This is a genomic window from Schwartzia sp. (in: firmicutes) (genome assembly GCF_978017985.1).
Genome location: NZ_CDXDFU010000087.1, coordinates 1 through 4,264 on the forward strand (window position 1 = coordinate 1; position 4,264 = coordinate 4,264).

The 4,264-nt window shown below is 46.5% G+C and carries 3 protein-coding genes and 1 tRNA gene; 3 read left to right on the plus strand and 1 reads right to left on the minus strand.

Going from position 1 to position 4,264, the window contains the following annotated elements:
- Nucleotides 1–1,893: EAL domain-containing protein (locus ACY69O_RS03890; RefSeq protein WP_462332159.1), on the minus strand; the 1,893-nt coding region annotated here is incomplete at its 3' end.
- A gap of 240 nt (nt 1,894–2,133) precedes the next feature.
- On the opposite strand from ACY69O_RS03890, the gene ACY69O_RS03895 reads away from it, so the two are divergent.
- The 3 genes from ACY69O_RS03895 (at nt 2,134) to ACY69O_RS03905 (ending at nt 4,157) form a co-directional block, all read left to right on the plus strand.
- On the plus strand, nt 2,134–3,438 hold the full coding sequence (locus ACY69O_RS03895) for a dicarboxylate/amino acid:cation symporter (protein WP_462332160.1): 1,305 nt from the start codon (nt 2,134–2,136) through the stop codon (nt 3,436–3,438).
- 64 nt (nt 3,439–3,502) lie between these two features.
- Nucleotides 3,503–3,578, plus strand: a tRNA-Thr gene (locus ACY69O_RS03900).
- Nucleotides 3,579–3,722: 144 nt separating this feature from the next.
- The gene (locus ACY69O_RS03905) at nt 3,723–4,157 is read left to right on the plus strand and encodes an alpha/beta hydrolase-fold protein (protein ID WP_462332161.1); all 435 of its coding nucleotides are present in this window, start codon (nt 3,723–3,725) and stop codon (nt 4,155–4,157) included.
- Nucleotides 4,158–4,264 lie beyond the last annotated feature (107 nt).

The following is a 4,264-nucleotide window of genomic DNA, read 5'->3' on the forward strand; positions in this document are numbered from 1 at the left end:
ACACTCAGTACCCGGGAGAGGGCGGCTGTAGTAGAAGCCCTGTATGTACTGTATTTCGTGTTCTTTCAGTATGCGCACCTCGTCCTCTGACTCAATACCCTCGACTATGACACTGAGCCCCAGATCTTTAATGATTCGGAACTCACTTCCGATTATACGGTGTGCCTTTTCCTGATTGAAGAACGCCTGCATGAGATTGCGGTCGAATTTTATTGTATCGAAGTTGTAGTCTATAAGATAGGAAATATTTGCATTTCCCGTTCCATAGTCATCAAGCGCAAAGGTGATGCCGTAATGGTTGAGGTCTGACATGTGATGCTTCATCAGCTCGGGTGTAACAAGTGCCATACGCTCGGTTAACTCAAAGCTTATCAGCGAGTGCGGCAGATTGTACTGCTCAATGGTGTTTATGATACGGTCTGCCATATCCGGCTGCATACATTCAAGCACAGAGAGGTTCATGTGAACGCGTTCTATGGAGATTTCCGGGTAATTCAGCAGAGAATCGCGGCAGAATGCACATATCTTTTCAAGAACAGCCTGTTGGAGACGGTATATGAGACCTGTCTGCTCGGCAATGTTTATGAATTTGTCGGGAGGAATAAATTTGCCGTCCGTATCCTTTAATCGGGCAAGCGCCTCAAGCATACATGCTTTTCCGGTTGAGACTTCCACTATTGGCTGATAGTACACCTCAAGGGTGTTTGCTTCAAGAGCAGCCTCCAGCACCTTTTTGATGTGAAGAGAGCTGCGATAGACCTGCTGGCAGGGATCATCAGGCCAGAGAATAGTTCCGCTGCTGATATTATTGTCGAGGCGAAGGGCGCGGAGAATACCGCACAGACCCTCAAAGGTTGAAAAATTCTCAGGAAATGATTCGACAAAAACATTGGCGGCAAGAGTTACGGGTGAATTTTGTACAGGCCAGGGACGTGTAAAACGGTCCGCCATGCGCTGGGCAATCTGTTTAATATGCTCAGGCTTTGTTATGAGAAGGAAACAGTGCTGGTCGGAAACATAATAAGCATACGCTTTCTCGTTTGTTTCAACGGACATCCAGTTGCTTATGCTTTCCTCCAGATGAAGAAGGGCAGTATATTCGATTACACGGAAAAGCGAACGATTCGCGTTAAGGTCTACACATATAACGCTGAAGGGCTTGGCCCTGCGAATGAACTGGGTCACCCTCATGTTAAAAGCTCGCCAGTTTCCAAAGCCGGTGACCGTTTCCTGATATATTTTCGGATCCTGCATCGTCCCATAGATATTGAGGAGAACGAGAGCGTTCACTGAGCTTGTCAAAAGCAGCGGGCGGTACAGATATTCAATACCAACTGCCAGCAGCGACAGCAGCGTAAATTCAGCGATGATGTATATGTGCTTCATTTGCAGACGCTCGCGGTAGTATACCGCCACTGCGAAAACAAGGATAAGATAGTAGAAATACGAAGCAAACTCAACAGACGCGTATGGTCCCAGAATATACGCGTTGTGTGAATCCAAATGATATATAACATGAGTCCAGGGGTTTGAAAGGATAAAGGCAATAAGAAAGACAGCGGGAACAACACCTGCGAAGAAGACACGTTGGTTGTTTTTTCTTGATATTCCGCAGAGTGCGGCAATATAAAGGAAGAAGCATAGCCTGCAAAGTGCTTCCACTACAAAAAAGGTCAGGTTGACGCCGTCTATGAACATTCGGGGCGTTATCTGCCCTGAGTTGATTGAAAGACTGGCGATAACGTTAAGACCGGCCTCTGTAAGAGCGGCACACAAAAAGTACACGAAAAACCGCATAGGCCGTGTAGCAATCTGCCGCTGAGAACGGATGTGAAGCAGCAATGCAAACATGAGGACAAACGATGCAAGCTCGTATTCGTAGATATAATGCATGCCAATCACCATTCTTGATAGAAACATAAATTAATCTATATATTCATATTACAGGGAAAAAAGGCACTTGGCAAGAGAACAGTTATCAAATGAAAGAAACTTAAAGAAAATTGAGAGAATCCTCATCATTTCTGAAAACGAAAGAATACTTGAATCTTTTCTGAAAACCTTGTATCATGATAGGCATACAAGCTTTACGATACTAAAGGTGGCGCGAAGCCGCAGAGAGGGATGAATTCAGTGGCAGAAAAGCAAAATGCCGAAGTAAAAAAAGCAGCCGATGAGGCGATCAAGGGGTACAAAGGAAACAGCAAGCAGTTCGTTATTTGGTTTGCTGCCCTCATTGTCGGTGCCATTCTCGGCTGGCAGCAGATTCCGGCACTCAACAGTCTTTTTGATTTTGTAGCAACAGTATTTACGAGACTGTTCCAGTTCATAGCTATTCCGACAATCGCGCTGGCGGTCGTCACTACGCTTTCAATGCTTGGCGCAAAACGCGACACCGGACGTATTTTTTCCCACGCAGTTACATATACACTGCTTACGACCTTTGCGTCAGGTATAGTTGCACTGGCACTTTATCTCTGGATTGCACCGGGCAATCTGCCTGCAGAAGCTGTTGGCGCGGGCGCAGCCAATGTACCGCAGAATCTCGGAAAGCTGTCCTATTACGATCACTTCCTGTCGGTTATTCCTAACAATCTGCTCCAGCCGTTTATCGCGGGCAACGTACTGTCAGTCCTTATCATTGCGGCTGCTGTAGGCCTTGGACTTGCTTTCATGCCGAAAAGCGAGAACAGAGATATGCTTGTTAAGGTTATCATGGGTGCGCAGGAGCTTCTCTTTACGCTTATCCGTGGACTGCTCTGGGCACTGCCTGCAGGTATCCTTGCATTTGCGGGACAGCTTTCGGCTCAGATTTCTGCGGGCGTTATCGTGGGTTCCCTCGGAAAATATGTAGCCGTTGTAATGGGTGGAAATGTTCTGCAGATATTCATTGTACTTCCAATCTTCCTCATACTGCGCGGGCTGAACCCACTGAAAGTATTTAAGGCAATGGCTCCGGCATTGGCAGTTGCCCTTTTCACAAAGAGCTCTGCCGGAACGCTTCCTGTGACATTGGCTTCGGCTGAGAACAATCTCAAGGCAAATAAGGCTGTTACGCGCTTTGTGCTTCCAATCTGCACGACTATCAATATGAACGGCTGCGCGGCCTTTATCCTCGTTACCTCGCTCTTTGTCATGCAGAATGCAGGTATTGAGCTTACTATGGGAACAATGATTACATGGCTGTGTATTGCTGTTTTCGCGGCGGTAGGAAATGCCGGCGTCCCGATGGGCTGCTACTTCCTTACACTTTCACTCATGTCCTCCATTGGCGCGCCTCTGGGAATCATGGGTATTATCCTGCCTATCTACACGATTATTGATATGGTCGAGACCGCTGAAAATGTCTGGTCTGATTCCTGCGTATGTGCAATGACCAACCATGACCTCGAAGGAAAGCTTGAGGACAGTGGGGAAGAAATTGAAGCGACAGTCTAAAAAAGTGTTGACAGACAAGAACCCGTCCGTTATAATATTTTTTGTCAGTTGACGTACTGACCATGCTGATGTAGCTCAGTTGGTAGAGCAGCTCATTCGTAATGAGCAGGTCATAGGTTCAAGTCCTACCATCAGCTCCAGTGAAATCAAGGCTTCCGAGAAATCGGAAGCCTTTTTTGATGCCTTACTAACCATTTTACTAACCACTATTTACCCGTTGTTTATCATCTATGGTAATATTATTGCCAGGTGAGGTTCTGTTGGCGTTATGAGGTGAATTGGAAATGAAGCTGATAGAGGCGGCAGGGAAAACAGTTAAGATTTTTCCCGCTGAAAAGGAAAACGCTCCGCTGGTGATTCTTAATACATTTGAGGACGATGGGGAAAGTGTTTACGCGGCAGTAAAAAAGATTACTGATGTGGAGTTTTCGCTTGCAGCAGTCGGAGGGATACTATGGGAGGCTGAAATGTCTCCATGGAAATGTCCGCCGGTTTATAAGGGAGGAGCTCCGTGTACAGGTGAGGCTGATGCATATCTTGACACACTGACCAAGGAAATTTTGCCTGAGATTCTTGGGCAGCTTTTGATGAAGCCATCGTATACTGCGCTGGCAGGATATTCTCTTGCGGGTTTGTTTGCTGTCTATGCTCTTTATAGGACGGATTTTTTTTCACGTGCTGCCAGTGCGTCATGTTCGTTTTGGTTTCCGGATTTTTGAGGTTTGCGCTTAATAATAAAATGGCTGTGCAGCCTGACTGTGTGTTTTTTTCTTTGGGGGATAAGGAAGCCAGGGTACGCAGCAGCATGCTTCGTGTTGTAGAGGAT